The sequence below is a fragment of the Modestobacter versicolor genome (assembly GCF_041028285.1).
GTDB classification, from domain to species: Bacteria; Actinomycetota; Actinomycetes; order Mycobacteriales; family Geodermatophilaceae; genus Modestobacter; species Modestobacter versicolor_A.
Window position 1 is genome coordinate 242,646 of record NZ_JABGDB010000001.1, and the last position, 24,719, is coordinate 267,364.

The 24,719-nt window shown below is 75.3% G+C and carries 29 protein-coding genes; 19 read left to right on the plus strand and 10 right to left on the minus strand.

Features of this window, described 5'->3' with window-relative positions:
- Positions 1–110: 110 nt before the first annotated feature.
- A complete protein-coding gene (locus tag HL054_RS01280) occupies positions 111–1,085 on the plus strand; it encodes an App1 family protein (RefSeq protein WP_369136874.1) in 975 nt (324 codons plus the stop codon).
- On the opposite strand, the gene HL054_RS01285 is transcribed toward HL054_RS01280, so the two are convergent.
- The 4 genes from HL054_RS01285 to HL054_RS01300 all read right to left on the minus strand — a co-directional run bounded on the left by HL054_RS01285 (position 1,031) and on the right by HL054_RS01300 (position 5,458).
- Entirely contained in the window at positions 1,031–2,092 is a 1,062-nt protein-coding gene (locus tag HL054_RS01285) for an MsnO8 family LLM class oxidoreductase (protein ID WP_369136875.1), read from the minus strand. The two genes, HL054_RS01280 and HL054_RS01285, sit on opposite strands and share 55 nt — an antisense overlap.
- Positions 2,086–3,744: a SpoIIE family protein phosphatase gene (locus HL054_RS01290; RefSeq protein ID WP_369136876.1), complete on the minus strand. Its 1,659-nt coding sequence runs from the start codon at positions 3,742–3,744 to the stop codon at positions 2,086–2,088. The genes HL054_RS01285 and HL054_RS01290 overlap by 7 nt, the downstream gene beginning before the upstream one ends.
- A 109-nt stretch (positions 3,745–3,853) precedes the next feature.
- A complete protein-coding gene (locus HL054_RS01295; RefSeq protein WP_369136877.1) occupies positions 3,854–4,966 on the minus strand; it encodes a spore photoproduct lyase family protein in 1,113 nt (370 codons plus the stop codon).
- A gap of 57 nt (positions 4,967–5,023) precedes the next feature.
- Complete coding sequence (locus tag HL054_RS01300) at positions 5,024–5,458, minus strand: MarR family winged helix-turn-helix transcriptional regulator (RefSeq protein WP_369136878.1); 435 nt, start codon at positions 5,456–5,458, stop codon at positions 5,024–5,026.
- Between the two features lie 75 nt (positions 5,459–5,533).
- On the opposite strand from HL054_RS01300, the gene HL054_RS01305 reads away from it, so the two are divergent.
- From HL054_RS01305 to HL054_RS01335, 7 genes are all read left to right on the plus strand, one after another.
- Positions 5,534–6,202 (plus strand): maleylpyruvate isomerase family mycothiol-dependent enzyme, encoded by a 669-nt coding sequence (locus HL054_RS01305; RefSeq protein ID WP_369136879.1) that lies wholly within the window; start codon positions 5,534–5,536, stop codon positions 6,200–6,202.
- Between the two features lie 50 nt (positions 6,203–6,252).
- Positions 6,253–6,672, plus strand: coding sequence for a DUF350 domain-containing protein (locus HL054_RS01310; protein WP_369136880.1), 420 nt, complete (start codon positions 6,253–6,255; stop codon positions 6,670–6,672).
- Between the two features lie 28 nt (positions 6,673–6,700).
- A complete protein-coding gene (locus HL054_RS01315) occupies positions 6,701–7,252 on the plus strand; it encodes an NUDIX domain-containing protein (protein WP_369136881.1) in 552 nt (183 codons plus the stop codon).
- Positions 7,249–7,545, plus strand: a complete 297-nt coding sequence (locus HL054_RS01320) for a hypothetical protein (RefSeq protein ID WP_369136882.1) — start codon at positions 7,249–7,251, stop codon at positions 7,543–7,545. Before HL054_RS01315 ends, HL054_RS01320 begins: the two co-directional genes overlap by 4 nt.
- Positions 7,529–7,816 (plus strand): SH3-like domain-containing protein, encoded by a 288-nt coding sequence (locus HL054_RS01325; protein ID WP_369136883.1) that lies wholly within the window; start codon positions 7,529–7,531, stop codon positions 7,814–7,816. Before HL054_RS01320 ends, HL054_RS01325 begins: the two co-directional genes overlap by 17 nt.
- Positions 7,813–8,403, plus strand: a complete 591-nt coding sequence (locus tag HL054_RS01330) for a nitrile hydratase subunit alpha (RefSeq protein ID WP_369136884.1) — start codon at positions 7,813–7,815, stop codon at positions 8,401–8,403. The genes HL054_RS01325 and HL054_RS01330 overlap by 4 nt, the downstream gene beginning before the upstream one ends.
- A 95-nt stretch (positions 8,404–8,498) precedes the next feature.
- On the plus strand, positions 8,499–9,686 hold the full coding sequence (locus tag HL054_RS01335; protein WP_369136885.1) for a zinc-dependent alcohol dehydrogenase: 1,188 nt from the start codon (positions 8,499–8,501) through the stop codon (positions 9,684–9,686).
- Positions 9,687–9,777: 91 nt separating this feature from the next.
- On the opposite strand, the gene glgA is transcribed toward HL054_RS01335, so the two are convergent.
- On the minus strand, positions 9,778–10,950 hold the full coding sequence (gene glgA / locus HL054_RS01340) for a glycogen synthase (RefSeq protein ID WP_369136886.1): 1,173 nt from the start codon (positions 10,948–10,950) through the stop codon (positions 9,778–9,780).
- A 70-nt stretch (positions 10,951–11,020) separates the two neighbouring features.
- On the opposite strand from glgA, the gene glgC reads away from it, so the two are divergent.
- The 3 genes from glgC (at position 11,021) to HL054_RS01355 (ending at position 13,744) form a co-directional block, all read left to right on the plus strand.
- Positions 11,021–12,241, plus strand: a complete 1,221-nt coding sequence (gene glgC / locus HL054_RS01345; protein ID WP_369136887.1) for a glucose-1-phosphate adenylyltransferase — start codon at positions 11,021–11,023, stop codon at positions 12,239–12,241.
- A gap of 9 nt (positions 12,242–12,250) precedes the next feature.
- Positions 12,251–12,805, plus strand: a complete 555-nt coding sequence (locus HL054_RS01350) for a 2'-5' RNA ligase family protein (protein ID WP_369136888.1) — start codon at positions 12,251–12,253, stop codon at positions 12,803–12,805.
- A 213-nt stretch (positions 12,806–13,018) separates the two neighbouring features.
- Positions 13,019–13,744 carry a hypothetical protein gene (locus HL054_RS01355; RefSeq protein WP_369136889.1) on the plus strand — a complete coding sequence of 242 codons (726 nt, stop codon included), beginning with the start codon at positions 13,019–13,021 and terminating at the stop codon, positions 13,742–13,744.
- Positions 13,745–13,817: 73 nt separating this feature from the next.
- On the opposite strand, the gene HL054_RS01360 is transcribed toward HL054_RS01355, so the two are convergent.
- Positions 13,818–14,252, minus strand: a complete 435-nt coding sequence (locus HL054_RS01360; RefSeq protein WP_369136890.1) for a cupin domain-containing protein — start codon at positions 14,250–14,252, stop codon at positions 13,818–13,820.
- A gap of 17 nt (positions 14,253–14,269) precedes the next feature.
- Positions 14,270–14,947 carry an O-methyltransferase gene (locus HL054_RS01365; RefSeq protein WP_369136891.1) on the minus strand — a complete coding sequence of 226 codons (678 nt, stop codon included), beginning with the start codon at positions 14,945–14,947 and terminating at the stop codon, positions 14,270–14,272.
- A 223-nt stretch (positions 14,948–15,170) separates the two neighbouring features.
- Here HL054_RS01365 and sigE point away from each other — a divergent pair, with 223 nt between their 5' ends.
- The 4 genes from sigE to HL054_RS01385 all read left to right on the plus strand — a co-directional run bounded on the left by sigE (position 15,171) and on the right by HL054_RS01385 (position 18,575).
- Entirely contained in the window at positions 15,171–15,773 is a 603-nt protein-coding gene (gene sigE / locus HL054_RS01370) for an RNA polymerase sigma factor SigE (protein ID WP_369136892.1), read from the plus strand.
- Positions 15,770–16,369 carry an anti-sigma factor family protein gene (locus HL054_RS01375; protein ID WP_369136893.1) on the plus strand — a complete coding sequence of 200 codons (600 nt, stop codon included), beginning with the start codon at positions 15,770–15,772 and terminating at the stop codon, positions 16,367–16,369. The genes sigE and HL054_RS01375 overlap by 4 nt, the downstream gene beginning before the upstream one ends.
- A 263-nt stretch (positions 16,370–16,632) precedes the next feature.
- Positions 16,633–17,994 (plus strand): S1C family serine protease, encoded by a 1,362-nt coding sequence (locus tag HL054_RS01380; RefSeq protein ID WP_369136894.1) that lies wholly within the window; start codon positions 16,633–16,635, stop codon positions 17,992–17,994.
- Positions 17,995–18,182: 188 nt separating this feature from the next.
- Positions 18,183–18,575: a twin-arginine translocase TatA/TatE family subunit gene (locus HL054_RS01385; RefSeq protein ID WP_369136895.1), complete on the plus strand. Its 393-nt coding sequence runs from the start codon at positions 18,183–18,185 to the stop codon at positions 18,573–18,575.
- A 138-nt stretch (positions 18,576–18,713) separates the two neighbouring features.
- Here the strand turns inward: HL054_RS01385 and HL054_RS01390 are convergent, their stop codons facing one another.
- The gene (locus HL054_RS01390; RefSeq protein ID WP_369136896.1) at positions 18,714–19,874 is read right to left on the minus strand and encodes an Mrp/NBP35 family ATP-binding protein; all 1,161 of its coding nucleotides are present in this window, start codon (positions 19,872–19,874) and stop codon (positions 18,714–18,716) included.
- Positions 19,875–20,058: 184 nt separating this feature from the next.
- Between HL054_RS01390 and HL054_RS01395 the strand changes: the two genes are divergently transcribed.
- The 4 genes from HL054_RS01395 to HL054_RS01410 all read left to right on the plus strand — a co-directional run bounded on the left by HL054_RS01395 (position 20,059) and on the right by HL054_RS01410 (position 22,383).
- Entirely contained in the window at positions 20,059–20,553 is a 495-nt protein-coding gene (locus tag HL054_RS01395; protein ID WP_369136897.1) for a MarR family winged helix-turn-helix transcriptional regulator, read from the plus strand.
- The gene (locus tag HL054_RS01400; RefSeq protein ID WP_369136898.1) at positions 20,550–21,269 is read left to right on the plus strand and encodes a dienelactone hydrolase family protein; all 720 of its coding nucleotides are present in this window, start codon (positions 20,550–20,552) and stop codon (positions 21,267–21,269) included. Before HL054_RS01395 ends, HL054_RS01400 begins: the two co-directional genes overlap by 4 nt.
- Before the next feature lie 104 nt (positions 21,270–21,373).
- Positions 21,374–22,069, plus strand: a complete 696-nt coding sequence (locus HL054_RS01405; protein WP_369136899.1) for an AzlC family ABC transporter permease — start codon at positions 21,374–21,376, stop codon at positions 22,067–22,069.
- Positions 22,066–22,383 (plus strand): AzlD domain-containing protein, encoded by a 318-nt coding sequence (locus tag HL054_RS01410; RefSeq protein ID WP_369136900.1) that lies wholly within the window; start codon positions 22,066–22,068, stop codon positions 22,381–22,383. Before HL054_RS01405 ends, HL054_RS01410 begins: the two co-directional genes overlap by 4 nt.
- A 57-nt stretch (positions 22,384–22,440) precedes the next feature.
- Here HL054_RS01410 and HL054_RS01415 read toward each other — a convergent pair whose 3' ends face one another.
- Both HL054_RS01415 and HL054_RS01420 read right to left on the minus strand, forming a co-directional pair.
- Positions 22,441–24,015 carry an MDR family MFS transporter gene (locus HL054_RS01415; protein WP_369136901.1) on the minus strand — a complete coding sequence of 525 codons (1,575 nt, stop codon included), beginning with the start codon at positions 24,013–24,015 and terminating at the stop codon, positions 22,441–22,443.
- A 10-nt stretch (positions 24,016–24,025) separates the two neighbouring features.
- Positions 24,026–24,646 (minus strand): TetR/AcrR family transcriptional regulator, encoded by a 621-nt coding sequence (locus tag HL054_RS01420; RefSeq protein WP_369136902.1) that lies wholly within the window; start codon positions 24,644–24,646, stop codon positions 24,026–24,028.
- Positions 24,647–24,719: the final 73 nt, after the last annotated feature.

Below are 24,719 nucleotides of genomic sequence, written 5' to 3' on the forward strand. Positions count from 1 at the left end.
GTAGCCACCGCCCGCCACCGGTCCGCCGGTGTGCGGTCATCGCGGTGTCCCGGGCGGGGAGGCCGCGATCGGCGCACACCGGCAGACCGGCCGGGTGGCAGGCTGCCCGGGTGCCCTCGTTCCCCGCCCTCGCCCGCCGCGCCGACGGCGCGTTCCGCGACGTGGCCTCCCGGCTCGCCCGCCGCTCCGGCTGGACCCCGGCCGTGCTCGCCCACCCCGGCTACGGCAGCGGCGGCCGGGTGCGCGTGCTGGGCCGCGTGCTGCTGGCGCCGCCGGGCGCCCACCCCGAGGACCGACGCGCGGCGGTGCCCGGCTGGCAGCGGTTCCTGACCCTGGAGAGCCCGGGCACCGAGGTGGCGGTCGAGGTGGCCGGGCAGCGCACCGTCGTCCGCAGCGACGACGACGGCCTGGTCGACGCCACCCTGGCGGTCGACCTGCCCGACGCCGGCGCGCTGCCGGTGCGGCTGACCGCAGGGGACCGGACGGCGACCGGGACGGTGCACCTGTCCTCGCCGGACGCCGCCCTCGGGGTGGTCTGCGACATCGACGACACGGTGCTGGTCACCGGCATCGCCACCCCGCTGCGGGCGGCCTGGCGCACCTTCGTCCAGCCGATGAGCCGGCGGCAGGCGGTGCCCGGGATGGTCGAGCTGCTGCGCCGGCTGACCGACGAGGCGCCGCACGTGCCGGTCGTCTACCTGAGCAACGGGCCGTGGAACCTCGCCGGCCCGCTCGGCCGGTTCCTCGAGCGCAGCGGCTACCCGCCGGGCGCGCTGCTGCTCACCGACTGGGGCCCGACGCCGACCCGCTGGTTCCGGGACGGCCGCTCGCACAAGCGCACGTCCCTGGAGCGGCTGGCCACCGACCTGCCCGGGGTGCGCTGGACGCTGGTCGGCGACACCGGTGAGCACGACCCGGCCCTCTACGAGCAGTTCGCGCTGGACCGGCCCGACCGGGTGCGCGCCGTGCTGCTGCGCGACACCAGCGGGGGAGCGGCCCGGGTGGAGCGGTTCGGGACGGTGCCGGTGGTCTACGGCACCGACGGCGACGCCATCGCCGGAGCCCTGCCGACGCTCGACGGCTGACCGACCGCCCCGCCCCCCGCCGGCAGGCCGAAGACCCCCGCCAGGGCCGCGTCGGAGGCGGCCAGCGCCGAGCGGTCGAACGTGCTGCTGGAGGCGACGAGCTCGGCGGCGCCGGTGCGCTCGAGCAGCTCGGCCAGCCGGCTCGTCACCTGGGCCGGGGTGCCGGCGACGGCGGCGGCTGCGGTCTGCTCGACGTACTGCCGCTGCCGCGGGGTCCAGGACGCCGCCCGCACGGCAGCGACCGGCTCCAGCGGCGGGAAGACGCCGGTGGTGCGGGCCTGCGCCATCGCCCACGCCTCGGGGAGCAGCAGGTCGGCGGCCTCGGCGGCGGTGTCGGCGACCAGCACGTCGAGGCTGATCGCCACCCGCGGCTCCGGTTGCTGGGGCGAGGGCCGGAACGCCCGCCGGTACTCCGCCAGCGCGGCCAGGCCCGGTCCGGGGTCGCCGGCCACGCCGAGCAGCGGTCCGCCGACGACGACCGGCAGCCCCAGCGAGGCGGCCACGGCGAGCCCGGAGCCGGTGGCCAGCACGTGCAGCGGCACCGGGCCGGCCGGCTGCGGGTGCAGGGTCACCTCGGCGGTGCCGGTGAGGTAGGCCCGCAACTCGGCCAGGTCGGCGGCGAAGTCGCGCTCGGTCTCCCGCAGCGCCCGGCGCACCGGTGGGGTGAAGCCGGGCGACCGGCCCAGCCCGAGGTCGACCCGGCCGGGCGCGAGGGCGGACACGGTCGCGAACTGCTCGGCGACCACGAGCGGCTGGTGGTGCGGCAGCATCACGCCGGCCGAGCCGAGCCGGATCGTCGTCGTCCGGGCCGCGACGGCCGCCAGCAGCACCGCCGGGGCGGCGCCGGCGATGCCCGGGACGCCGTGGTGCTCGGCCACCCAGGAGCGTGCGAAGCCGAGCGCCTCGGCGGCGACGGCGCGCTCGACCGTGCCGGTCAGGGCGGCGGCGTCCGGCTCACCGGCGCGGGTGCGCGCGCGGTCGAGCAGGGAGAGCTGGGGCGTCAGCACCGGAGGGCGAGCACGGCCAGGTCGTCCCGCTCGTGCGGTGACCCCTGCCGGTGCCGGTCGACGGCGGACTGCACCGCCTCCACCGTCTGCTCGGCGGAGTGCTCCGGGCCGGTCCCCAGCACCGTGAGCAGCCCGGCCTCGTCGAACTGGGCACCGGTGGCGTCGCGCGCCTCGGTCACGCCGTCGGTGTACAGCACCAGGGTCCCGCCAGGGGTCAGCTCGAGGTCGATCTCCTGGTAGCGGGTGTCGGCCGCCACCCCGAGCGGGCGTCCGGGGTCCCCCACCTCGGTGCACGCACCGGTGGCCGTGCGCAGCACCGGTCGGGGGTGGCCGGCGATGCTCAGCCGGGCGCTCACCCCCCGCTCGTGGGGGCGGAGGACCAGGCAGCACGCGGTGACGAACCGCAACGGGCCGGGGGCGGCCTCGTGGATGAGCGCCGAGTTCACCGCGCGGAGCACGTCCGCCGGGCCCGACCCGGGCGTCGCCGCGGCGCGTGCGGTGTGCCGCGCGAGGGCCGCCGTGCCCGCGGCCTCGGCACCCTTGCCGCAGACGTCGGCGATCAGGACCAGCCACCGGCCGTCGGGCAGCGGCAGCACGTCGTAGGTGTCGCCACCGACCAGGAGCCCCCGGCCGCCGGGCACGTACCGGGCCGCCAGCTCGACGCCGGGCACCACCGGGAGGGACGGGGGCAGCAGGCTGCGCTGCAGGGTCTCGGCCAGGGAACGGACCTGCGACTCGGCGCGCAGGCGGCTCAGGAACTGCCCGATCTGCCGGCCGGCCGTGGCGAGCACGTCCAGCAGCTCCTCGGGCACCGGGCGGGCCTGCCGGGAGAGCAGCTCGCAGACCCCGAGCAGCGTGTCGCCGTGGAGCACCGGGAAGGCCAGGCCGGTGCGTATCCCGTCGGCCTCGGCGCTCACCCGGCGCGTGAAGCGCGGGTCGGACCACAGGTCCTCGATGACGACCGGCTCGCGCCGCTGCCAGGTGATCCCGGGCAGCCCTTCGCCGCGCCGCAGCGACAGCGTGAGCGCCTCCGCGTGCAGCGCCGGGATGTCCGCCCCCGGCGCGGTCCAGACGCCGGCGTAGCGCAGGTGGCCCGCGACGTCGTCGGGCTGCCAGATCGTCGCCGCGTCCCAGTCCAGCTCGGTGCAGAGGGTCGGCAGCAGCTGCTGGAAGGCCGTGTCGGCGTCCGGCGCCTCGGTCAGCGCGGCGGTGACCCGCTGGATGGCCGCCAGGTAGCGGCTCACCTGGAACTGCCGCTCGAGCAGGATCGTCGTGCTGGCGTCGCGGAGGACGGCGACGACCAGCGCCCCCTCGACGTCCTCCCCGTCCGCGGCCAGCCGGGCCAGCGTCAGGTCGATCGGCACCTCGTGGCCGTCGGTGTGCAGTGCCGGGACCCGCGTGGTGGCACCCACCAGCTCACCGCGGCCGGTGGCGCGGTAGCGGGCGAAGCCGGCCCCGTGGCCGCGCCGCAGCCGCTCGGGCATCAGCACGGTGAGCGGCCGTCCCACGAGGTCCGCCGGACGGTGGCCCAGCAGGGTGGTGACCGCGGGGTTCACGTAGGCGATGTGCCCGTCCCGGTCGGCCACGACCACCGTGTCCGGCAGGGCCTCCAGCAGTGCCGGCGCAGCCAGCGTCGCGCTCGGTGCGGGCACCACTGCCCCTCCTCCCGGGATCAGCCCGGTCGGGCCGGCCTCTGGCTGCCCACGATCCCACACCGGGAGCCCGGTCACGGGTCGCCCGACCGGTCCGGCGGGCGCCGCGTCAGAACGCGTACCGGACCCGCAGCCAGGGCGCGTGCTCGGCGATCAGCTGCTGCAGCCGGTCGACCCCGGCGCGCTTGACGTCGTTGCGGTAGCGCACGTTGCGCATGCCGTTCTGGCTGACCTTGGGCTGCTGCAGCTCCGGGCGCCACAGCAGCTCCTCGGCCTGCGGGTGCCAGCCCAGGTTGACCTCGTGCAGCTGCTCGTTGTGGGTCAGCATGATCACCTCGGTGGCCGCCTGGGCCTTCGCGGCGTCGGACAGCTGGTCGTCGAGCTGCCGGAGCAGCGTCGTCCAGTCCGCCTCCCAGCCCTCGCGCAGCACGACGGGGGAGAAGTTGAGGTGCACCTCGTACCCGGCCGCGACGAAGTCGTCGATCGCCTCGATCCGCTCGTCGACCCGGCTGGTGCGGACGTCGAGCAGCTTCGCGTCGGCGTCGGGCATCAGCGAGAAGCGGATCCGGGTGCGGCCCTGCGGGTCGAGGTCGAGCAGCTGCCGGTTGACGTACTTGGTGGCGAAGGAGGCCTTGGCCGTGGGCAGCGTCCGGAAGGTGGCGACCAGGTCGGCCACGTTGTCGCTGACCAGCGCGTCGACCGAGCAGTCGCTGTTCTCGCCGAGGTCGTAGACCCAGCTGACCGGGTCGCACTCGTTCGGCTCGGGCTTCTCGCCCTGACGCCCGACGTGCCGCTGCACCGCCCGGGAGATCTGGTCGATGTTGGTGAAGACGGTGATCGGGTTCGCGTAGCCCTTGCGCCGCGGCACGTAGCAGTAGGCGCAGGCCATCGCGCAGCCGTTCGCGGTGGACGGCGCGATGAAGTCCGCCGACCGGCCGTTCGGGCGCACCGACACCGCCTTCTTCACCCCGAGCACCAGCGTCTCGGTCTTCACCCGCACCCAGCGCTCGACGTTGCCCTCGTTGCCGTGCAGGTCGGGGATCTGCCAGTGCGAGGGCACCTCGACCAGCTCGGCGTCGGGAAAGCGGGCCAGCACCTGGCGGCCGCGCGGGGAGGCCGCGGCGGCGGGTTCGGCGTAGACGGTGCGCACCTGCAGCAGGCGGCTCCGGACAGGGGTCTCGGCGGGGAGGACGTCGTCGAAGAGGGTGAGTGCGTCCGTCACACCAGGTGCAGCGCGGCACGGCCCGCTGCTGTTCCACGCCGGGGCGTGGTCCGGGACTCAGGCCCAGGGGTCGGTGATCTCGCGCAGCCGGGTCAGCGCCGCGCGCAGCGCGGCCATCGCCTCGGGGCCGAGGTGGGCGGCCCACTCCGCCTCGACGGCGGTGACGACCGGCGCCGCCAGCGCGGCGGCCGCCTGGCCGCGGGCGGCCAGCCGCACCAGCCGGGCCCGGCCGTCGGAGGGGTCCGGCACCCGCTCGACGAGGCCCTGCCGCTCCAGCTGGTCGACCAGTCCGCCGGCGGCCTGCTTGGTCACCTGGGCCTGCGCTGCCAGGTCGGTGAGCCGGCTGCCCCCCTCGGCGACCCGCTGCAGCAGCCGTGCCTGGGCGAGGGTGACCGCGAAGCCGGCGTCGGCCAGCGCGGCCAGCACCCGGCTCTCCAGCGCCCGGTACGGGTAGAAGAGCAGCAGCCCGGTGTTCGGCTCGGCGTCGGTCATCCCACCCCTTGCGTGGTCGCGGTCCGGCGAGGATGGTCAAGATACCTGACCAGTTCTGTCGTGCAGGAGGCCACGATGGACCGAGACGCGCTGTGGACGACGATCGACGACGAACGGTCGAGCCTGGCCGACCTGCTGGCGGAGCTGACCCCCGCCGAGTGGGAGCAGCCCTCGCTCTGCGCCGACTGGCGGGTGCGGGAGGTCGCCGCGCACCTCACCCTCGCGCACATGGGCGCTGCCGCGGCCCTGCCCGCCCTGGTCCGGGCGCGCGGGAGCTTCGACCGGATGGTGCGGGACACCGCCTACGCCGCGGCGGCCGCGCCGCCCGAGCAGCTGGTGGCCGGTCTCCGGGGCCTCGTCGGCTCGCGTCGGCACGCCGTGGGGACGACGGAGCTCGAGCCGCTGATCGACGTCCTGGTGCACGGCCAGGACGTGGCGCTGCCGCTGGGCCGCGAGCGACCGGTGCCGCCGGGGGCCGCGGCGGTGGCGGCCACCCGGGTGTGGTCGATGGGCTGGCCGTTCTGGGCCCGGCGCCGGCTGCGGGGCGTCGCCCTGGCCGGCACCGACTCCGGCTGGCGGGCGGGCTCGGGGCCGGAGGTCCGCGGCGCCACCGGCGACCTGCTGCTCCTGGTGACCGGCCGCCGGCAGGTGCTGCCGCGGCTCGCCGGGCCCGGGGTGGCGCGGCTGACCGCGGGGGTCCCGGGCGCGTCGGCGGGGCGGGGTGGCGACGACGGCCGGGGGTGACCCCTAGGCTCCCGGGGCGCGCCCCGCCGTCCCCACCCCGGAGGTCCCCTGTGCTGGCCAGCATCGGATACGCCGTCGCCTACACCGGCGTCGGCATCCTGCTCCTGATCGTGGGCGCCGTCGTCCTCGACCTGCTCACCCCGGGCCACCTGGCCAAGCACATCTACGAGGAGCGGTCGGTCAACGCCGGCATCGCCCTGGCGGCCGTCTTCCTCGGCCAGGGCGCCATCGCCTTCACCACGATCTGGACCAACGGCACCAGCGGGTTCGGCGACGCGCTGGCCGACACCGTCGTCTTCGGCCTGGTCGGCATCGCGCTGCAGGTCGTCGCCTTCCTGGTGCTCGACCTGCTCACCCCGGGCAAGCTCGGCCACCTGCTGGTGGGGGTGCCCTTCCACCCGGCGAGCCTGGTGAGCGCGGCCTCCACGCTGGCGGTCTCGGCGATCATCATCGCCTCGATCTGGCCCTGACCGCGCTGCCGTACGGCATGCTGCGGGGGTGCGCCAGCTCTCCAGCAGGACGGTCTACAGCAACGCCTGGATGACCCTCCGCGAGGACGAGGTCGAACAGGCCGACGGTCGGCCCGGCATCTACGCCGTGGTCGACAAGCCCGACTTCGCCGTGGTGGTCCCGCGGGACGGCGGCGGGTTCTGGATGGTCGAGCAGCACCGCTACCCGGTGGGCCGACGCACCCTGGAGTTCCCGATGGGCGGCTGGCCGGCCGGTCGCAGCGGACCGCTGGCCGACCTGGCGCGCGCCGAGCTGCGCGAGGAGACCGGGCTGCAGGCGGGGCGGCTGACCCTGCTGGGCCACCTGTCCACCGCGAACGGCTTCTCCAGCCAGGGCTTCGACGTCTACCTGGCCGAGGAGCTGACCGGCGGGCCGACCGACCGGGAGCCCACGGAGGCGGACATGGTGCACCGGCTCGTGCCGCGCACCGAGCTCGCCGAGCTCGTGCGCACCGGCGCGGTGGACGACGCCACCACGGTGGCGGCCTACGCGCTGCTGCTGGTGGCCGAGGCGGCGGGACGACCCGAGGAGGGGCGATGAGCCGGATCAACGACGTGGGCGGCATGGCCGGGTTCCCGGCGGTGGTCGAGGAGCCCGACGAGCCGCCGTTCCACGCCGACTGGGAGGCGCACGTCTTCGCGCTCAACGGGGCGCTGATCAAGCGGGGCGTCTACAACCTGGACGAGTTCCGCGACGCGCAGGAGCGGCTGCCGGTCGAGCGGTACCTGGCCGCGTCCTACTACGAGCGCTGGTTCGCCGCGATCACCACCCTGCTGGCCGAGAAGGGCGTGGCGACGGCGGAGGAGCTGGCGGTCGATGACCACGGGCACTGACCGGTTCGCCCCCGGCGACCGGGTGCGCACCCGGGCCACCGACCCGGCCGGGCACACCCGGCTGCCGCGCTACGCCCGCGGCGCCGTCGGCGTGGTGGTCGAGCGCGCCGGTACCCACCCGCTGGCCGACGACCGGGCGCGGGGGCTGACCCGGGACGCCCAGCCGGTCTGGCACGTGCGGTTCGCCGCCGCGGACCTGTTCGGCGGCGGCGACCACACGGTCACCGTCGAGCTGTGGGACGACTACCTGACCCCGGTGGAGGACACGTGAGCGGCGACCACGGCAGCACGCTGATCTCGGCGCAGGTCCGGCACGTCGAGACGCTGCTGGAGGCCCGCGGCCTGCTCGACGCCGGGGAGGTCGACACCCGGATCGACGAGGTCCTGGCCGGCGGCACCCCGGCGAACGGCGCCCGCATCGTCGCCCGGGCGTGGGTCGACCCCGGCTTCGCGGAGCGGCTGCTGGCCGACGCGAACGCCACCATCCGCGAGGTGGGGCTGTCGATGGCCGGCGGGCTGCAGGAGCAGCGGCTCAAGGTCGTGGCGAACACCGAGGACGAGCACAACGTCGTCGTCTGCACGCTGTGCTCGTGCTACCCGATCGCGCTGCTGGGCCCCTCGCCGGGCTGGTACAAGAGCGAGGCCTACCGCTCCCGGGTGGTCCGCGACCCGCGCGGGGTGCTGGCCGAGTTCGGCGTGCAGCTGCCGGCGACCACCTCGGTCGCGGTGTGGGACGCCAGCGCCGAGTCGCGGTACATGGTGCTGCCGCGCCGGCCGGACGGGACCGCGGACCTGGCCGAGGACGAGCTGGCCGCCCTGGTGACGCGCAAGGGCCTGATCGGCACCGCGGCCGTCTGACCTCGCGGTCGCCGTGGGGATCCGTTTGCCCAGGTCCGGCGGGGGCACCCCGAGCAGGACGACGTCCCGTGCGTCGTCCCGACGAACGGAGCCCCATGAAGGCAGTGACCTGGCACGGCACGCAGGACGTCCGGGTGGACACCGTGGACGACCCCTTCGTCCAGCAGCCCACCGACGCCGTCATCCGGGTGACGACGACGAACATCTGCGGCTCCGACCTGCACCTCTACGACCCGCTGTCGCCGTTCATGGGCGTGGGCGACGTGCTCGGCCACGAGGCGATGGGGCAGGTCGTCGAGGTCGGCTCCGAGGTCGGCGACCTCCGGGTCGGCGACCGCGTCTCCATCCCGTTCCAGATCTCCTGCGGGCACTGCTGGATGTGCCGGCAGCACCTGTACACCCAGTGCGAGACCACCCAGGTGCGGGACCAGGGCATGGGCGCGGCGCTGTTCGGCTTCTCCAAGCTCTACGGCGAGGTGCCCGGTGGCCAGGCCGAGTACCTGCGCGTGCCCCAGGCGCAGTTCACCCACGTCAAGCTGCCCGAGGGGCCGGCCGACGACCGCTTCGCCTACCTCTCCGACATCCTGCCCACCGCCTGGCAGGGCGTGGAGTACGCCGGCGTGCCCGACGGCGGCACCCTGGTCGTGCTCGGGCTGGGCCCGATCGGGGACTTCGCCTGCCGGATCGGCCAGCACCGCGGCTACCGGGTCATCGGCGTCGACCTCGTGCCCGAGCGGCTGGCCCGGGTCGCGGCCCGGGGAGTCGAGGTCGTCGACCTGCGCGACCACGAGGACGACCTGGGCGACGCGATCCGCGACATGACGGACGGGCGCGGCCCGGACTCGGTGCTCGACGCGGTCGGCATGGAGGCGCACGGCTCCCCGGCCACCGGGTTCGTGCAGAAGGCGGCGGGGTTGCTGCCGCGCGCGATCGCCGCCCCGGTGATGAAGGAGGCCGGCGTCGACCGGCTCAACGCGCTGTACTCCGCCATCGACATCGTCCGCCGCGGCGGCACGATCTCGGTCTCCGGCGTCTACGGCGGCGCGGCCGACCCGATGCCGCTGGTCACGCTGTTCGACAAGCAGATCCAGCTGCGCATGGGCCAGGCCAACATCAAGCGCTGGATCCCGGAGATCATGCCGCTGCTCACCGACGCCGACCCGCTGGGCGTCGACACCTTCGCCACCCACCGGCTGCCGCTGTCCGAGGCGCCGGCTGCCTACAAGGCCTTCCAGGAGAAGTCCGACGGCTACGTGAAGGTGCAGCTCAAGCCGGAGCTCTGAGCGGCGTCCTGGCTCACCGCACGTGCTCCTGGCTCACGGTGTGCGGTGAGCCAGGAGCACGCACGATCAGGTCACCTGATCGTGCGGCGACTCAGCCGCGGGTGGCGAGCACCGTCGCGTAGGTCTGCACGGTCTGCTGGGCGATGGCCGGCCAGCCGAACTCGGCCAGCACCCGCTCGCGCCCCGCAGCGCCCATCGCCGCCGCCCGGGCCGGGTCGGCGAGCAGCTCGCCCATCCGCGCGGCGAGGCCGGCGGCGAACTCCGCCGGCCGGTCGGCGTCGTAGGGCACCAGCAGCCCGGTGCGGCCGTCGTCGACGACCTCGGGGATGCCGCCGACCGCGCTGGCCACCACCGCGGTGCCGCAGGCGGCCGCCTCGAGGTTGACGATGCCCAGCGGCTCGTACACCGACGGGACGACGAAGACCGTAGCGCCGGTGATCAGCGGCACCAGCTGGTCGCGGGGCACCATCTGCTCGATCCAGACGACCCCCGAGCGGCGGGTCTGCAGCTCGGCGACGGCGTCGGCCACCTGCTGGCGCTCGGCCGGGGTGTCCGGGGCCCCGGCGCACAGCACCAGCCCGGCCTCGGGCGGCAGCTGCTCGGCGGCGGCCAGCAGGTGCATCAGGCCCTTCTGCCGGGTGATCCGGCCGACGAACAGCGCGTAGGGCCGGTCGGGGTCCACACCCAGCCCCCGGACGACGTCCGGCGCCTCGATCGGCCGGTACGCCTGCGCGTCGACCCCGTTGCCGACCACGTGCACCTTCGCCGGGTCCAGGTCGGGGTAGACGTCGAGCACGTCGGCGCGCATCCCGCGGCTGACCGCGATCACCGCGTCGGCGGACAGGTAGGCGGTGCGCTCCACCCAGGAGGAGAGCCGGTACCCGCCGCCGAGCTGGTCGGCCTTCCACGGCCGGCGCGGCTCGAGGGAGTGAGCGGTGACCACGTGCGCGGCGCCGTGCACGAGCGCGGCCAGGTGACCGGCGTGGTTGGCGTACCAGGTGTGCGAGTGGACCAGGTCGACGCCGCCGAGCGCCGCGGCGATCTCCACGTCGACGCCGAGGGCCTGCAGGGCGCCGTTGGCCTCGCGCAGCCCGGCGGGCACGCCGTACCCCGCGGCGTCCTCCCGCGGACCGCCGAAGGCGTGGACCTCGAGCTGCGGTCCGTCCTCCAGCCCCCGCATCGCGGCGACGAGGTGCTCGACGTGCACCCCGGCCCCTCCGTAGACGTCCGGCGGCCATTCTCGGGTCACGATGCCTACGCGCACCAGGTCACCCTAGGTGGTGAAGGCGGGGGCGGAGGGAGCGAACGGGCAGCGCAGCCGATACGTTGCCCCCATGCGTGGCGGCCCCCGAGTACTCGGCATCGTGCTGGCTGGTGGAGCGGGGAAGCGGCTCGCCCCGTTGACCCAGGACCGGGCCAAGCCCGCGGTCCCCTTCGGTGGCAACTACCGGCTCATCGACTTCGTGCTCTCCAACCTGGTGAACGCCGACATCCGCCGGATCGCGGTGCTCACCCAGTACAAGAGCCACTCGCTGGACCGGCACATCACCACGGTGTGGCGGATGTCGACCCTGCTGGGCAGCTACATCACCCCGGTCCCGGCCCAGCAGCGGCTCGGCCCGCGGTGGTACACCGGCAGCGCCGACGCGATCTACCAGAGCCTGAACCTGATCTACGACGACCGGCCCGAGATCGTCGTCGTCTTCGGCGCCGACCACGTGTACCGGATGGACCCGGCGCAGATGATCGACCAGCACCTGGCCAGCGGTGCCGGCGTCACGGTCGCCGGCCTGCGGGTGCCGCGCAAGGACGCCTCCGAGTTCGGGGTCATCGACGCCGACGAGAACGGCAAGGTCCTGCAGTTCCTGGAGAAGCCGTCCGACCCGCCCGGCCTGCCGGACAACCCCGACGAGACCTTCGCGTCGATGGGCAACTACGTCTTCAGCACCGACGCGCTGCTCGAGGCGCTGCGGGTCGACGCCGCCGACGAGAGCTCCGTGCACGACATGGGCGGCTCGATCATGCCGATGATGGCCGCCGCCGGCGACGCCCACGTCTACGACTTCTCCAGCAACGTGGTGCCGGGGGAGACCGAGCGCGACCACGGCTACTGGCGCGACGTGGGGACGCTCGACGCCTACTACGACTCGCACATGGACCTGGTCTCGGTCAGCCCGATCTTCAACATGTACAACGACCGCTGGCCGATCTACACCCTCCCGCCCATGCTGCCGCCGGCGAAGTTCGTGCTCGGCGGCCGGGCCGAGGAGTCGATGGTGAGCGCCGGGGTGATCATCGACGGCGGTTCGGTGCACGGCTCGGTCGTCTCGCCCGGCGTGCGGCTGGAGCGCGGCTCCCGGGTCGAGGGCAGCATCCTGATGGACGGCGTGCACATCGGCGAGGGCGCCATCGTGCGGCGGGCGATCCTGGACAAGAACGTCGTCGTCCCCCCGGGCGCGCAGATCGGCGTCGACCTGGACCGCGACCGGGAGCGCTACCAGGTCAGCGCGGGTGGCGTGGTGGTCCTCGGCAAGGGCTCCCGCGCCATCAGCTGAAGGACCCTCGTGCCCCCCACGGCTCGCTCCGCTCGCAGCGGGCCCCTGCACGAGGGCCGTTCCAGCAGCGATCCGCTGGTCCTGACGCTGCTGCTGGACGAGGACGCCCAGCAGCGGTTCGACCGGTTGCGGGCGGCGCACTTCCCGGCGGAGCGGAACCACCTGCGGGCGCACGTCACGCTGTTCCACGCGCTGCCGGGTGAGCACCTCGGCGAGGTGACCGGGGAGCTGCGGGCGGCCGCCGCGCGGTCGCCGTTCGACGTCGCGGTCACCGGCGTCCGGTCCCTGGGCCGCGGCGTCGCGCTGGACCTGGCCTCGCCGGAGCTCACCGCACTGCGCCGGGCACTGGCCGCGGCCTTCGACCCGTGGCTCACCCGGCAGGACCGGCAGTGGTCGCGCCCGCACGTCACCGTGCAGAACAAGGTCGAACCCGACGTCGCCCGCGCACTGCACGCGGACCTGTCGGCGGCGTTCGTACCGGAGACGGTGACCGGGCGCGGACTGGGCCTGTGGCACTACCGCGGCGGGCCGTGGGACCTCGAGGCGGAGTTCCCCTTCCGCTGACCCGCGTCGGCCGACGTCGGCGTCGGCGCGAGCGGGCCGTCGGCTCGGGGTGGCCACGCGGAGGAGGCGAGGTGGTGGTCTGAGTCACGCCGCGCTGGGGCGGGCGGATCGGGTGCAGGAAAGTGCGTCCGCACGGCATCCGGACGGCGCGCAGCGCCGAACCACGGGTGCACGGCCGGCACACCGGCACCCACTCAACGGAGAGAGAACCCGATGTCCACCAAGCTCCGCGCATTCGCACTGCTCACCCCCGTCCTGGGGTTGGCCCTGGTCGCCTCGCCCGCCAGCGCAGGCGACGAGGACTACTCCGGCGGCCCGCCCGACCAGGTGGTCGCACACCTGACGCCCGTCCCCGGCAACGGCGTCGAGGGCGGCGGCACCGCCACGGTCGAGTTCGAGGACGGCGGCATGATCGACGCCTTCCGGCTGACCGCCTACGGGCTGCTCGAGAACGCCCCGCACGCCGCGCACATCCACTTCGGCGAGCAGGCGCGCAACGAGTGCCCCGGCCTGGCCGACGACGTGAACGGCGACGGCCGGCTGAACACCACCGAGGGGGCCCCGGCCTACGGCGGCATCGTCGCCTCGCTCACCACCGAGGGGGACACCAGCCCGGCGAGCGCCCTGGCCATCGACCGCTTCGACACCGCGACCGGCGGCACGATCGACTACCAGCGCGAGACGGCGATCTCCACGAGCCAGGAGGTCGCCCAGGCGATCGCCGAGGGTCGCGGCGTCGTGGTCGTGCACGGCGTCGACTACGACGGTGACGGCGTCTACGGCGGCCCGGTGCCGTCCGACCTGGACCCGTCGCTGCCCACCGAGGCGACGGACCCGGCGCTGTGCGGTGTCCTCGAGGACGACCGCGGCCAGGGTGGGGACCACGCGGACGGCGACGACCACGGCGACGACCACGAGCACGGGGACCACGAGCACTGACCTGACCGGTGCCGGTGCGGGGGGACGGTCGTCCTCCCGCACCGGCACCACCGGGACGGCGCAGCCCGGTGGGTCAGCGGCTCTCGGTGTCGTACCGGCTGCGGAGCTCGGCCAGCAGCGCCGGGGTGACCTCGGCGCCGTCGGCAGCCGCGGCGTGCACGTCCCGGAAGTACTGCTCGTAGCCGGGCGGCGTGTAGAGGCACAGCGCCGTGGCCGGGGTGTCCGGCGAGGCGTTCCGGTAGCCGTGCAGCGCCCCGCGCGGGGCCGCGGCCAGGTCGCCGGTGGACAGCTCGACCTCGCCGTCGTCCGTGGTGACGGTCAGCGTCCCGCCGAGGACGTAGAAGTACTCGTCGTGCGAGCCGTGCACGTGCGGCCCGGCGCCCACGGTGAGCGGCGGGACGTCGAACCGCTCCAGGCCCAGCCGGCCGCCGGTCAGCTTGAACAGGTGGGCCACGCCCGCCGCGTCGACCCGCTCACCCTCCGCGGCCCGGACGACCGTGGCGCGCACCGGGGAGCCCACCGGGGTCAGCCGTGCCGGGTGGCGACCAGCAGGCCGGTGCCGATCGGCAGCACCGCGCAGACCAGCGTCTCGTCCTCGCGCAGGGTGCGGGCGATCTCCCGCCAGGCCACGCTCTGCGGGTCGCGGGCGGACCGGTCGGCGATCCTGCCCTCGGCCAGCAGCCCGTGGCAGACCAGCGACCCGCCGTGCCGGATCAGCCCCAGCAGCCCGGCCAGGTGCGCGGCGAACTCCACCGGCGGGCCGTCGCAGACCACCAGGTCGTAGGCGCCGGGGGAGAGCCGGGGCAGCACCTCGCCGGGCGTGCCGAAGATCAGCCGGGTGCGGCCCGAGGGCATGCCGGCCTCGGTGAAGGCCCGGCGGGCGGCCCGCAGCTCGGCGGGGTCGCCGTCCAGCGCGGTCAGGACGCCGTCCGGGCGCATCCCCTGCAGCAGCCACAGCCCGGCGACACCGCCACCGCTGCCGATGGACACGACCGAGCGGGCGTCCGAGCTGGCCGCCAGCATCGCCAGCGTCGCGCCGACGGCCGGCTCGACGGGCAGTGGGGTGCCGAACGCGGCGGCCGACGTCAGGGCGCGGTTGCGGGCGGCGAGCTGCGCGGCGGTCTCGGTGGCGAAGCTGTCGGCGTAGGCCGCGGCGCCGGTCGGGGACCCACCCGGCGGAGGGGGTCCGGCAACGCTGGTCACCGGGCGAGGGTAGTGGCGCGGGCCCGGTGCGCGCCCCGCCGGGTGCGCCGCCGGCGGCGCTGCCTGGGAACTCCCTGTGGGTCCGGGGTGAGCGGGAACACCGGGAACGGCCCCGCCCGTTGGACCGGACGTGCGTCTCTCGCGTGCCACCAGTCAGCGCCCCGACCAGGGCACCACCCCCGCTGGGGAGGTGCCGTCGACGGCCGTCTGCGATCCTGGGGCCGTGACCGCACCCGATGCGGCCGGACCCGCGGGTCCGGCGCAGCCCGAGCCGGCCGCCGACGCGGCCGAGGGCTGGGTCGCCCCCACCTGGGAGCAGGTCGTCCGCGACCACTCCGCCCGGGTCTACCGCCTCGCCTACCGGCTCTCCGGCAACCAGCAGGACGCCGAGGACCTCACCCAGGAGACGTTCGTCCGGGTGTTCCGCTCGCTCGCGGACTTCTCGCCGGGCACCTTCGAGGGCTGGCTGCACCGGATCACCACGAACCTGTTCCTCGACATGGTGCGGCGCCGCCAGCGGATCCGGTTCGACGCCCTGCCCGAGGACACCGAGCGGCTGCCCGGCACCGCCCCCTCGCCGGAGCAGGTCTACGCCGACACCCACCTCGACCCGCAGGTGCAGGCCGCGCTCGACGCGCTGTCGCCGGAGTTCCGCGTCGCCGTGGTGCTCTGCGACATCGAGGGCCTCACCTACGAGGAGATCTCCGCGACGCTCGGCATCAAGCTGGGCACCGTGCGCAGCCGCATCCACCGCGGCCGCGTCCAGCTCCGCGAGGCGCTGGCCCACCTGGCCCCCGGCCGGGCTCCGATGGCGGAGGCGCAGTGAACACCCCGCAGGGGCACCTCGCCCAGGAGGCCGTGGCGGCGCTCGTCGACGGCGAGCTCTCCTGCGGTGCGGCCGAGCGGGCGGCCCGCCACCTCGCCGGCTGCGGGCAGTGCCGGATGGCGGTCGCGGCGCAGCGGGAGGCCAAGGCCGCCCTGCAGCGCGACGCCGACGTCGCCGTCCCCTGCGACCTGCTCTCCCGGCTGAAGGCCATCCCGTTCACCGCCGACGTGCCCGGCGGCGGAGGGCTGGGCACGCTGAGCGCCGGAGCCGACGGCCTGACCATCAGCGGTGCCGGCGGGTCGTGGGCCATCCCGCTCACGCCGGCCGAGCGCCCGGCGCGCGCCGCCGACACCGGTGGCAGCTCCCGCTGGCTGCGCGGCGGCATGACCGGCGCGCTGGCCGGCATCGGGCTGGGCGTCGCGGTGCTCGCGGTCGCCGTCCCGGTCGCCGCGGGCGTCGGTGACGAGCTCACCGGGCCGTCCGCCGGCGCCGTCCGCAGCGTCGACACCGGCGAGCGCACCGACGTCGTCCCGCCCGTCGTCCGCACCGTCACGGTCGGGTCCACCAGCTCCCTGCCCCCCGGCGGGACGCCCTGACCACGACGCCCGGCACCGAGCCCGACCAGGCGCCACCCGGCCCGGCCGACCCCCGCGCCACCGACCCCGCCGCCCCTGACGGCGCGGCGGACGCGTCGTCGGCGGCGTTCGCCCGCCCGGCCGGGACGACGGGCGCCTTCGCGCCCACCGCGGACCGGCTGCGGCCGGCCCCGACGCAGGCGCCACCGCCGCAGCCCGCCCAGCAGGCCGCGTTCGGCCGCCCGGCGGAGGTCGCCGGCTCCTTCGGCGGTGACCGGCCGACCATGGCGCCGCGGCCGGCACCGCCGCCCCCGCCCGAGGCCGTGCTGCGCGCCTTCGCGCCGCGCGACGGGGCCGGCGGCCTCGGTGAGCCGCCCGGCGGCCGGCGCGGCGCCCGGCGCACCGCCGCGGCCCCGTTCTGGAAGCCGGACGCGACCGCCGACCCCTGGCGCGACCCGTACTCGCCCGCCGGCCTGGGCGCGCCCGCCGAGTACCCGGTGGAGGTCGACGACCAGGAGGGCCCGGTCGTCGTCGACGCCGCGGGACGGCGGAAGCTCCGGCTGCGCGACGTCTCCGTCCGGCTCAGCGTGCTCGCCCTGCTCTGCCTGCTGTTCGTCGGCGTCATCGGCGGCACCACCGCCTGGTTCCTCGGCCGCAACGCCACCGAGCAGCCGCTGCTGTCCCCGGGCACCGAGCTGTCCTCGGTCTCCCCGGGCGTCAGCCGGGAGCCGGGCTCGGTGGCCGACATCGCCGGCCGGGTCACGCCGGCCGTGGTCTCGATCGAGGTGCAGCTGACCAACGCGGGCGCCACCGGGTCCGGGGTCGTGGTCGACGCCGAGAACGGCTACATCGTCACCAACAACCACGTCGTGTCCGGTGCTGCCGACGCCGACGACGCCACCATCCGCGCGGTCTTCAGCGACGGCAGCGGGTCGGAGGCGCGCATCGTCGGGCGCGACCCGGCCAGCGACCTCGCCGTCCTCAAGGTCGAGAAGCCGGGGCTGGCCGCGGCCAGCCTCGGGACGTCCGACGACCTCGTCGTCGGCGACCCGGTGGTGGCCATCGGCTCCCCGCTCGGGCTGGCCGGCACCGTGACCAGCGGCATCGTCAGCGCGCTGGACCGGCCGGTGCGGCTGTCCGGCGAGGGCAGCGACACCAACGCGGTCATCTCCGCGGTGCAGACCGACGCCCCGATCAACCCGGGCAACTCCGGTGGCGCGCTGGTCGACGGCACCGGTGCGGTGATCGGCATCAACACCGCCATCGCCTCGGTCGGCGGCAACGGCACCACCGGCGGCTCGATCGGCCTGGGCTTCGCCATCCCGATCGACACGGTGCGCGACATCGCCGAGCAGCTGATCTCCACCGGCAGCGCGGTGCACGCCTCGCTGGGCGTCAACGCCCGCACGGTCACCGACGGCACCCGGGACGGCGCCCTGGTGGTCAACGTCGAGCCGGGCAGCCCTGCGGCCGACGCCGGCGTGCAGGAGCAGGACGTCGTGATCGCCGTCGACGGCGAGCCGGTGGCCAGCTCCGAGGAACTGGTGGTCGCGGTGGACTCCCACGACCCGGGGGACACGATCACGCTGGAGCTCGTCCGCGGCGGCGGCTCGCGCGAGGTGCAGGCCACGCTCATCGAGGCCTAGCGAGAGGACCACCTCGCCCCCCACCACTCGCGAGCTCGCGGTGGGCCCCTGCGAGGCGGCCGGACCTGAGCGGAACGGGGTCCGTCCACCGGCTGTTGGGCCGCTGCTCAGCTGTCGGACAGACGCCCCACCTACGCTGGACACGACCGCGGCGCGCGGTCCGGCGCGACGGCGGGTGAGGAGGCACGGTGTTCGACTCGATCGGCTGGGGCGAGATCGTGGTCCTGGCGCTGGCGGCGCTGTTCATCTTCGGCCCCGAGCGCCTGCCGTCGCTGGCCAAGGACGCCGCGAGCGGGCTGAAGAAGGCCCGGGAGGCGATCACCGGGGTCCGCGGTCAGCTGCACGACTCGCTCGGTGACGACTTCGACCACCTGCGCGACGTCGACCTGCGCCAGTACCACCCGAAGACCTTCATCCGCAGCCAGCTGCTCGCCGACGACGACGCCCCGGTGCGCCGCGGCAGCGCCACCGGCACGGCGGGGGCCACGGCGGCCACCGCGGCCGGGCGGGTGCGCCCGTCGCAGCGGACCCGGTCCCGCGACTCCGCGACCCCGCCGCCCTTCGACGCCGACGCGACGTGAGGAAGGACCTCGGTGCCCCCCCACCCCTCGCTGACGCTCGGCGCGGGCCCCTGCACCGAGGCCGCCCGGGCTGTCGCCCGGGACTAGAGCAGGACGGCCGGCCCCCTGAGGGGACCGGCCGTCCGTGTGTCCGAGCGGTTACCGGCGGACCGGGGTGAGCCCCAGGGACATCCCGGACAGGCCGCGGGACCGGACGGCGAGGCCGTCGGCGATCTTCTCCAGCGCCTGGGCCGCGGGGGCGTCGGGCTGGGCCAGCACGATCGGGGCGCCGGCGTCGCCGGCCTCGCGCAGCCGGGTGTCCAGCGGGATCTGGCCGAGCAGCGGCACCCGGGCGCCGAGGGTCTTGGTCAGCGCGTCGGAGACCGCCTCGCCACCGCCGGAGCCGAAGACCTCCATCCGGCTGCCGTCGGGCAGCTCCAGCCACGACATGTTCTCGATGACGCCGACCACCTGCTGGTGGGTCTGGGTGGCGATGGCGCCGGCCCGCTCCGCGACCTCGGCGGCGGCGAGCTGCGGCGTCGTCACGACCAGGATCTCGGCGTTGGGCACCAGCTGGGCCACCGAGATCGCCACGTCACCGGTGCCCGGGGGCAGGTCGAGCAGCAGCACGTCCAGGTCGCCCCACCACACGTCGGCGAGGAACTGCTGCAGCGCGCGGTGCAGCATCGGGCCACGCCACACGACCGGGGTGTTGCCCGGGGTGAACATGCCGATGGAGATGACCTTCACGCCGTAGGACTGCGGCGGCATGATCATGTTCTCGACCTGGGTCGGCTTGTCGTCGACGCCGAGCATCCGGGGCACCGAGTGGCCGTAGATGTCGGCGTCCACGACACCCACCGACAGCCCCTTGCGCGCCATCGATGCGGCGAGGTTGACCGTGACGCTGGACTTGCCCACCCCGCCCTTGCCGGAGGCGACGGCGTAGACGCGGGTCAGCGACCCCGGCTGGGCGAACGGGATGACCGGGTCGGCCGCGTCCGTGCCGCGCACGGTCTTGCGCAGCTCGGTGCGCTGCTCGTCGCTCATCACGTCCAGGCCGACCTGCACGGAGGTGACCCCGGGGACGGCGCCGACGGCCTGGGTGACCCGGTTGGTGATCGTCTCGCGCATCGGGCAGCCGGCGACGGTCAGGTAGACCTCGATGCGGACGGCACCCGGGTCGCCCCCGATGCCGATCTGCACGTCCTTGACCATGCCCAGCTCGGGCAGCGGACGGTTGATCTCCGGGTCCTGGACGGTCGCCAGTGCCGCGTTCACGGCATCGAGCGCCGGTGACCCGGTCAGCGTGTCGGTCATGCGGGATGTGTCTCCTTCGACGGGGAGCCTGCGCTGCCGGGACCGTGGCTCGAGGTCCTGCGCGCGGACTCCTGCCACTGTACGGCGGACGGGCGTCCCACCTGCCCGGACCGGGGTGTGAGGCAGCGCAACCCGGCTCGGCGGCTGTTGACAGTCCACCTGTCGACATGACAGGCTGGCTGTCATGACGTCGACCTCCGGGACACCCGACGACGGGGGGAGCCGCACCGGGGTCTCCGCGTACCGGGTGCTGGCGCAGGTGCGGCCGATCTACCAGGCCTCCGGACGCGCTGTCGAGCAGGCGCTGCAGGGCACCGGCCTGACGGTGCCGCTGCGTGCCGTGCTGGAGCTCGTGCTCGACCGGGGTCCGATGACCGTCCCGCAGGTGGCGGGCGAGTTCGGGGTCACCCGGCAGAGCGTCCAGGCCCTGGTGGACGCCGGTGCGGCCCGCGGGCTCGTCGAACTCGCGGACAACCCCCGGCACCGGCGCTCGCGGCTGGTCGCGGCGACCGAGCACGGCCGGCAGACCTTCGCCGACGTGCACGCACGCGAGCTGGCCGCGCTCGACCGCGTCACCGCCGACCTCGACGTCGAGGAGCTCGCCCGGTGCGCCCGCGTGCTGGCGACCCTCACCGACCGCATCCGCCAGCTCCCCGACCACGGACAGGAACCGACGTGAACCACGGCCCCGACCTCGTGCTCCCCACCCGCCCCGCCGACGCCGTGGACCGCGGCGACCTCGACCTCTTCCTGCCCGAGCAGGCCGGGCGCCCGCCCGTCGTCCTGCTGGTGCACGGCCTCTTCCCGGAGCCCCCGCCGGTGCTCCCGCGCCGGACCCCGTTCTTCCGCGCGTACGCCTCGCAGCTCGCGCACCGGGGCGTGGCCGCCGTCGTGTTCGACCACGAGCTGACCGGCGGCATGCGCTACCCCGAGGCGGCGGCGACGCTGGACCGGGTGCTGTCCGCGGTGCGCAGCAGCAGCGAGGTCGACGGCGACGCGGTGGCCGTCTGGTTCTTCTCCGGCGGTGGTCCGCTGGCCTACCCGCTGCTGGCCGCCGGTCACGACTGGCTGCGGTGCGTGGCGCTGACCTACCCGCTGCTGCCGACCGAGGACATCCCGGGCTGGCCGTCCCTGGCCGATGCCCTGCACGGGCTCGGCGGCACCCCCGCGGTGCTCACCCTCGTCGAGCACGAGCTGCCGGCCTTCGTGGCCGGGCAGCAGGCGCTGCTCGCGGCGCGGCCCGCCGGCCTGACGACCATCGAGGTCCCGGCGGCCGAGCACGGGTTCGACACCGGCCCGGACACGGAGCGCGGTCGGGCGGCGGTCGAGCAGGCCCTGGACGCCGTCGTCGGCCACCTGGCCGCGCTGCGCCGCACGGACGCCCCGGGTCGGTAGCGCGACGGTGCCGGCGGCGGACCTGCCCCTCGTGGCAGCTCTCCGCCGGTGCCCGGCCGGGACGGCGGTGTCGGTGCCGGGACCGCTGTGCCTAGGGTCGTGCGGTGACCACCTCGGCCCGCACGGCCACCCTCCGGGACGCCGTCGGGCTGGGCGTGGCCGTCGGGCTCTACGGGGTCGCGTTCGGCGCGGCCGCGGTGCGTGCCGGCCTGGACGCCTGGCAGGCGCTGGCGATGTCGGCGCTGATGTTCACCGGCGCCTCGCAGTTCGCGCTCGTCGGGGTGGTCGGTGCCGGCGGGGGAGCGCTTGCCGCCGTCGGCAGCGCGCTGCTGCTGGGCACCCGCAACACCGTCTACGGCGTCCGGCTGGCCCCGATGCTGGCGCCGCGCGGCTGGCTGCGCCGGGCGGGCGCGGCGCACCTGGTCATCGACGAGACGACGGCGATGGCGGTCGCCGCCCCCGACCGGGAGCTGGGCAAGCTCGCCTTCTGGGTCACCGGCGCCACCATCTACCTCGGCTGGAACGCCACCACGCTGCTCGGGGCGCTGGGCGCCGGCGCGCTGGGGGAGACCGCGCAGGCGGCGCTGGACTCCGTGGTCCCGGCCGCGTTCCTCGCCCTGCTGTGGCCCCGGCTCACCCGCGGCGCCGCGGAGGCCGCCGTCCAGCGCCGGGTCGCGCTCGGCGGGGCGGTCGTCGCGCTGGCGCTCACCCCGTTCGTGCCGGCCGGGGTGCAGGTCGTGCTGGCCGTCGTCGCGGTCGCCCTGGCCGGCCGGCCCCGTCGTCCGGAGGAGGCCCGGTGAGCTCGTCGACGCTGTGGACCGTGGTGCTCGCCGGCGCCCTCGGCTGCTACCTGCTCAAGCTCGCCGGGCTGTCGGTGCCGGCGGCGTGGGTGCAGCGGCCGACCGTGACCCGGGTCGTGGAGTTCGTCCCGGCGGCCCTGCTGGCGGCGCTCGTCGCGGTCCAGGCGGCGACCTCGGACGGCGCGCTGGTGGCCGACGGCCGGCTGGTGGGGCTGGCGGTGGCCGCCCTCGCGCTGGCCCTGCGGGCGCCGTTCATCGTCGTCCTGGTGCTGGCCGGCGCCGCCGGTGCGCTGGTGCACGTCGTCACCGGCTGACCCCGGACAGCCGGCTGCCGCGGCCCCCGGCAAGGGGACCACGGCAGCCGGTGGGGGTCAGTGCACGGGCAGCTGGGCCTGCTCCTCGGCCAGCCGCTCGGCCCCGCTGGTGGTCTTCAGCGGCTTCTCCTTGAGGAAGAGCACGACCACCAGGGCCAGGGCGGCCAGCGGGGTGGCGATCAGGAAGAGCTCCGCGGTCGCGTCGCCGTAGGCGTCCTGCACCAGGGTGCGGACCTCGGCGGGCAGGGTCGTGACGTCCGGCACGGTGGTGCCGCCGTCGGAGGAGCCGCCGAGCACCGACAGGTCCCGGGTGACCGACGCGGCCAGCACCGCGCCGAGCGCGCTGACGCCGATCGTGCCGCCCAGGCTGCGGAAGAAGCTCAGCACCGAGGTGGCCGAACCGAGCTCCCGCGCCGGGACGTCGTTCTGCGCGGCCAGCACCAGGTTCTGCATCAGCATGCCGACGCCCACGCCCAGCACGGCCATGTACGTGCCGATCAGCCACATCGACGTGCCGGCCGAGATCGTGGCGAGCAGGCCGAAGCCGACGGTCATCAGCGCGGCCCCGGCGACCAGGTACCGCTTCCACAGCCCGGTCTTGGTGATCAGCGCGCCGGCCACGGTGGAGGAGACCAGCAGCCCGCCGATCAGCGGCAGGGACAGCAGCCCGGCCGCGGTCGGGGAGTAGCCGCGGGAGATCTGGAAGTACTGGGAGAGGAAGACCGTCCCGCCGAACAGCGCGACGCCGACGAGCGCGCTGGCGGCGACGGTCAGGGTGATCGTGCGGTTGCGGAAGATGTCCAGCGGGATGATCGGCTCGGCGACCCGGGACTCCACCAGCACGGCGAGCGCCAGCAGCACCAGCGAGCCGCCGACCATCAGCGCCGTCTCGGCGGACAGCCAGTCGTAGCGGTCCCCGGCGAGGGTGACCCACACCAGCAGCAGGCTGACGCCGGCGGTGATCAGCAGCGCGCCGAGCCAGTCGATGCGCACGTCGCGGCGGCGGACCGTCGTCAGCTTCAGCGTCTTCTGCAGCAGCACGATCGCGGCCAGCGCGAAGGGCACGCCGATGAAGAAGCACCAGCGCCAGCCCAGCCACGAGGTGTCGACGATGACGCCGCCGATCAGCGGCCCGGCGACGGTCGCGACGGCGAAGACGGCGCCGAAGATGCCGGCGTACCGGCCCAGCTCGCGCGGCGGGATGATCGAGGCCATCACGATCTGCACCAGGGCGGTGAGGCCGCCGGCGCCGATGCCCTGGACGACCCGGGCGACGATCAGCATGGTGGTGTCCTGGGAGAACCCGGCCAGCAGCGAGCCGGCCACGAACAGCCCCAGGGACAGCTGGACCAGCAGCTTCTGGCTGACCAGGTCGGCCAGCTTGCCCCACAGCGGCACCGTCACCGTCATCGCCAGCAGCTCGGCGGTGACCACCCAGGTGTAGATCGACTGGCTGCCGTCCAGCTCGGCGATGATCACCGGCAGGGCGTTGGAGACGATGGTCGCCGCCAGGATGGAGACGAAGATCCCCATCATCAGGCCGGACAGCGCCTGGAGGACCTCCCGCCGGCTCATGGCGGCGGCCGGGGCGCTCGCCGCAGCGGCTCCCTCGACGTCGGTCGTGCTGGTCATGGTGCTCCTGTCAGGTACGGGTGGTGGGGTGGTGGTGCGCGGCCGGCAGACCGGCGGCGAGGGCGTCGAGCGCCTCGTCCGCCAGCGCGGTCAACGAGGTGGTGCCGCCGCGGGCCTGCCAGCGCAGCAGGCTGACCCGGAGGGCGGCGGAGACGACGGCGGCCAGCAGGGCCGGCAGCAGGTCGGTGTCGGCGTCGAGGCCGGTGCGGTCGGCCAGCGCCAGGGCGAGCTCGCGCTCGTCGGTCGCGCTGGTCTGCACCAGCCGGGGGAGGAGGGACGGGGTGCACATCAGCACGGCCATCCGCTCGCGCAGCGCCAGCGGGTCGGCCTCCAGGTCGGCCAGCTCCCGGTGCACCGCCCAGCGGACGGCGGCCAGCGCGGGCAGCTCGGCCGGCGCCGCGCGCAGCCGGGTGGACAGCCGCTCCTGCTCCGGCCCGCCCGGCTGCAGCAGCGCCTCCTCCTTGCTGGAGAAGTGGTTGAAGAACGTGCGGTAGGAGACGTCGGCCGCGGAGGCGATCGCCTCGACGGTGACCGCGTCCCAGCCCCGGTCGGTGGCCAGCCGCAGCGTCGCTGCGGCGAGCGCGGCGCGGGTGTCGGCCTTCTTGCGCTCGCGCAGGCCCTTCTCGGTCACCCGACGAGGATGCGCCGTTCGCTGCACAGTGTGCAAGCTTGCTCGATGTGCAGCGTGTCACTACGGCGCAGGC